The 4,746-nt window shown below is 35.5% G+C and carries 3 protein-coding genes and 1 pseudogene; all 4 read right to left on the reverse strand.

The genetic code is table 11. From position 1 onward, the window contains the following. Positions 1-335: pseudogene (locus tag DWA30_RS05065) on the reverse strand (hypothetical protein); the annotation flags it as partial. An 11-nt stretch (positions 336-346) separates the two neighbouring features. Beyond that, on the reverse strand, positions 347-3,133 hold the full coding sequence (locus DWA30_RS05070) for a S8 family serine peptidase (protein ID WP_114491456.1): 2,787 nt from the start codon (positions 3,131-3,133) through the stop codon (positions 347-349). Positions 3,134-3,451: 318 nt separating this feature from the next. Continuing rightward, positions 3,452-3,922, reverse strand: coding sequence for a hypothetical protein (locus tag DWA30_RS05075; protein ID WP_114491457.1), 471 nt, complete (start codon positions 3,920-3,922; stop codon positions 3,452-3,454). A gap of 124 nt (positions 3,923-4,046) precedes the next feature. Continuing rightward, on the reverse strand, positions 4,047-4,746 hold a 700-nt coding region (locus DWA30_RS05080; protein ID WP_210725385.1), incomplete at its 5' end, for a hypothetical protein.

The raw sequence follows: 4,746 nt of genomic DNA on the forward strand, positions 1-4,746 counted from the left end.
TCTTCGTCTGCAGCGTCAGATGTGTATAATAGCCAGTCATTGACTTGTTCCCCACAGCCTATCAATGTTATTGCAAAGGAGTCAAATGAAAAATTATCAGCATTATAACTTAATGTTCCTTCAAGAGTGGCACAAACTTCGGTTAAAAATGAATTATCATTTGAAAAAGTAGCTTGAATAAATTCGAAATCATCATTTGGTGATGGTGGTGGAAAATTATCGTTGCCATCAATTATTACGTTATGTAAATACCACGTATTGTCAAAAAGTTGCGGGTCTTGTGCAAATAACTTTTGCACAAAAATTAAACTTGTAATTATAAAAAAATATTTCATACGGTTTGCTTTTATTGTTTAATTAATGTTTGAGATGTCTGTGCCTCACCATCTGCAATGAGTATAACTTCATAAATACCCGATGTGTAGCTTGAAATATCGATTACGACACTGTTTAAAGTAGTGTCAATTATATAGTTGTCTGAAGACCCAGTTGTAGTATTTACTACCATAAGGTATGCAGAATTAGCTTCATCTGCGATGTAATTTGCAGTAACTTGTGAAGTAGCTGGATTTGGCACTAAACTTTCCAGTTTGTAGGGATTTACTTTTACCTCTATCTCATCGTAATCTTTGAATCCATCAAGATTTGAAATTACTTCCAATTTATAGATTTTTGTAATTTCTGGCGATACCGTTAGGTCAGAGCCAGTATAAATTAAGTTACCTTCTGGGTCGTACCAATTATAGGTAGCATCCTCATTGATATTTGATGCGGTGAGCGTTGTGCTTTCATTTTTATCAATTTCCTTATCATTACCTGCATCAGCAGAAAAACTGTCTCTCGGTTTTTTTCGCACTATATAAGTTTCCCCTCCAATAATATCGTTTGTACTTGCATCACGTTGTATAACGTGGTACACGTATTCGTTTTTATCGGTATATTCTTTTGTTAAGAAATTAAACTCTAAATTTATCGTACCTATTTCGTTGGGAGCTAAGCTAATGTTGTTTAGTACAGCATTGTTTGCAGTTACTATCTTTCGCTCGTTCTGTCGAGTGTCCTTTAGATTTGTTTTGGCTTTTCCACCATTGTTCCAAGCAGTATAGATTGTATTATCCATTGTGATAGAGACTTCTGCCTCCTCATATATCGCCTTTCCCAATTCATTTGTTTCCCTCACCAATTCCAGCTTAAATGATTTTTGAGCCGTAAAAGGGTTGCCTACAGCTACTACACCACCAATTACAGGAGTTGTATTAGGTTCAATGTCCACTACAGTAGTATTTTTCCAAGCAATGTTATTGTTGTTTAAAACATTAGTAGTTATATGACTCCCTTCTGTAAATGTCATTGGGTCATCTGGAGATTCAATTCTTGCCAAAAGACAAAAATGCCAAGGATTGGGATTAATATTTTCATAATCTTCAGGGTTTGGAACACTCCATTGAAGTTTTAAAACTTTAGTCTCCCCAATTTCAATGGGTGGGATTGTAATAGTGCCTATTTCATCGCCCATCAAAATATCTTGGCCTGTTACTGGGTCTGTAATGAACAAACTACCGTCCCAATGCTGTGGCCAAGATAGTGAGGTATTTGCCTTTGCCCAATATAATTTTAACTGGTCATTGCCTGATGAAGAGTCACAGCTATTGTTGGATACTCTAACATAAACATAGTTTGGGTCGTTTGGGTCATATTCAGGGTTTTGGTGGTCGTCATTATAAATACCATCATCTTGGTTTCTTACCCAAATATCATTACTTTGCCAAGGTTGTTGTGTGCTGTTGTCGGGTTCTGTACCGTCATCAACGTTAGAATTACGCATAGCTAAGTCAAGTCCAGTTGTTGGATTTGCCATACATTGTGCTGTAAGTACAGCTCTGTATGCATTTATTCTTCCAGTTCCCAATAGACCTTGATAGGGGGCATTTTCGGGGATTTCGTAAATATTGTCTGCGGTATTTTTAATAATGTCTCTAATTTGGTTGGGAGTTAAATTCGGATTTACATCCAACAACAGTGCTGCCAATCCTGCAACCATTGGAGATGATAAGGATGTTCCAAAACTTGTGTTGCGATAACTATTATTATTGTCGAGTGTATATAAACGATACCCAGGAGCACAAACATCTACTTTATCATTATGAGTCATTGTAGTGGTGGGATCATTTCCAATACGGTTGTGAACATCTTTCCACGATACGATACCATAAACTGGGTGATTTGTTCCTCTTGGCGATATATGACCGACTGCCGATACAGCTATGGTATGGTCATAGGCTGCTGGATATACGTATGTTGTAGGGTCTGAACCACAAGTATTACCATTGCCAGCAGCAAATATTGGAGTAATTCCCATATTCCAGATATCTTCATAAACCATTGCATTAATGGATGAAGGTGAACAAGAGTCATACCAACTACCATTGATTACTTTTACACCAGGTATTTGAGCCATTTCCCAAACTCTCATTGTATTTAAGGGACTATCCATAGTTACCAACTTTGTATTATAGCCTATACTTGGTATGCCCAAACCATTATTGGTATCAGCAGCAACAGTACCTGAAACTTGTGTGCCGTGTTTGTTGGTTGACGAGCTATTATCTATATCTTGAACAATTTTGTTGATTAAATCATCGTGGTCGGTATCAAAATAGGTGTCAACAACACCTACTAATATATTGGGGTTTCCAGTAGTGATATTCCAAGCCTGTGGTGCTTTAATGAGTTCCATAGCTTCTTTTACATTTCCATCGATTCCTTCAATGTCATCAGGTTCTAAAAGGGGTTGTCCTTCATATACATATTCTGTATATTCAATTTCAGTCCTGCTTGATAGCGATGCTAAATGACTATCATCGTTAAGTTCTATATAATAAACACGTTGCAAATATGGGTTTGAAATATTTGGAAAAGCTCTTTTAAATTGGTAGATAGGTTTACTATTTAAAAAACTCTCCAAATCATTGTTTTCCATATCCAACGTTAATGTTTGGTCCGTATTAATTGTTTTTTGAATTGGGTTTAAGGAATGCCCCACTTTTTCTACAACGTAATATCCTTGGACTGATTGCGCAAATGTTCCAATACAAATTAATTGGAGAATTGAAATTAGTACTAACTTTTTCATTTTGATAATAAGATTTAAATTTACGCATTCTAATTTTTAGGAGATTAGAATACTTGCACAATTGCCGTGGGGAGCAACTCCATTTTTGCTAAAATTAACTGAACATTATTCCTTCAATATTTATTTCCCGACAAAGTGGGTGGCTTTGGATTGATGTTGGTCAATTTGTTGCATAACGGTCTTGTATAACGTATCGTTGTGTCGTGATTCAATTTACGTAAATTTTCAGTTAGGGGAGAAGTGTTGGTTTTGTAATCCTTTTCAATCGCTTGACCATACCGACACAATGGACGTTATACGTTGTTGTACGTAGTGCGCTTAATCAGTGGAACTCCAAGAATTATATAATTCAAGAACAATATTTTGTTGGTTCATATTCAAATCATTCGCTACCATAGTCAAAGAGTCAAATCCAAAGGAGTTGTCAACCGAATCCTGAATCTTATAAAGATGGATTCTGGTCTCATCTTCCCGAGGATCAATTGCCTTTAAAATTTGGAGGTAGTGGCCGTCTACGGTATCAAGGAAAACCTCAAATTTTTCGCTAGGAGGGTTTTCTACAGATGAAGTGTACCACCCAAAGTCAAAATCAATCGTTATTTCGGAATTTTCGAGAGACCCAACGTAGGAATCGGCTCCTTGTCCCTCGATCATTCGGAAATCTGCATTATTCTGAAATTCATAATTGCCGATTAGGAATTCATCCTGAAATTTGATTCCATCATCAGATTCACAATTCAGAAATATCATTGCGGCTGAAATCAGTAATATTTTTGTTAGATTTCTCATTTTTCAAAGCATTACGTACAACGGTCTCGTATAACCGCCGTTGCGGTTTTTAGATTACGTATTATTCAGATGTTAAGATACTGTTTTTTGTAGGAATCTAAATTCGATTAAGAAGCAATGGCGGTTATACATTGTTGGCAACTGGTTTTTTTCTCAATAATTGTTGTTGATATTCTAAACTATTCCGTTTCATTGTTTTTAATTGTAGAATAATAGCAATTAGCGGTGTGTCACGAAATAAGTATTCAATTAATTCGGTTTTTTTTCCGTTTCTGTCCTCCGTGTCATTCATCGATAGGGAACCTTGAATTCTCATTATATAAATAGGATGGTCAAAGTATCTAAGAATTTGATTTCGATACTCTTTAGTCAGTTTTTTGTATTCGATAGCTTTATTCGATAGCGCGTCGCCACTAAAAAAATAATCATTCCCGCGTTTATAACTTACAAGTAACTTTTGGTCTTCATCGATAATGTCATTGTCATAAGTCAATCCTGTATTTAAATCATCAACAATATCATCGATTTTGGCAGTATAAATCTTTGTTATACTATCAATTTTCTTTGTTTCGTTATCCATTTGGTTTTCTTCTTCCAATTTGGACATTTCAAACTTTATCTGTTCGTTGAGATAAAAAATATTATAGTCTAATTCGTTAATCAGCAAACCGTACATTGCAAAATCATTCTTATAATTTAATTCATTGGTTGGCTTGTCATCACAAGCTGTAATTAAAATCAAAAATAAAATAATTGAAAGTTTCTGCATTTTTTTCAAACTTGTTGCCAACGGTCTCGTATAACGTTTGTGGCGGATTGGCGGC

It is taken from the genome of Candidatus Ulvibacter alkanivorans (genome assembly GCF_003333325.1).
Lineage (GTDB): Bacteria > Bacteroidota > Bacteroidia > Flavobacteriales > Flavobacteriaceae > Ulvibacter_A > Ulvibacter_A alkanivorans.

What these genes read in the sequence shown, in the direction of transcription:
- DWA30_RS05075 (WP_114491457.1), bottom strand. Translation starts at nt 3,922, where the DNA reads ATGAGAAATCTAACAAAAATATTACTGATTTCAGCCGCAATGATATTT.
- DWA30_RS05070 (WP_114491456.1), bottom strand. Translation starts at nt 3,133, where the DNA reads ATGAAAAAGTTAGTACTAATTTCAATTCTCCAATTAATTTGTATTGGA.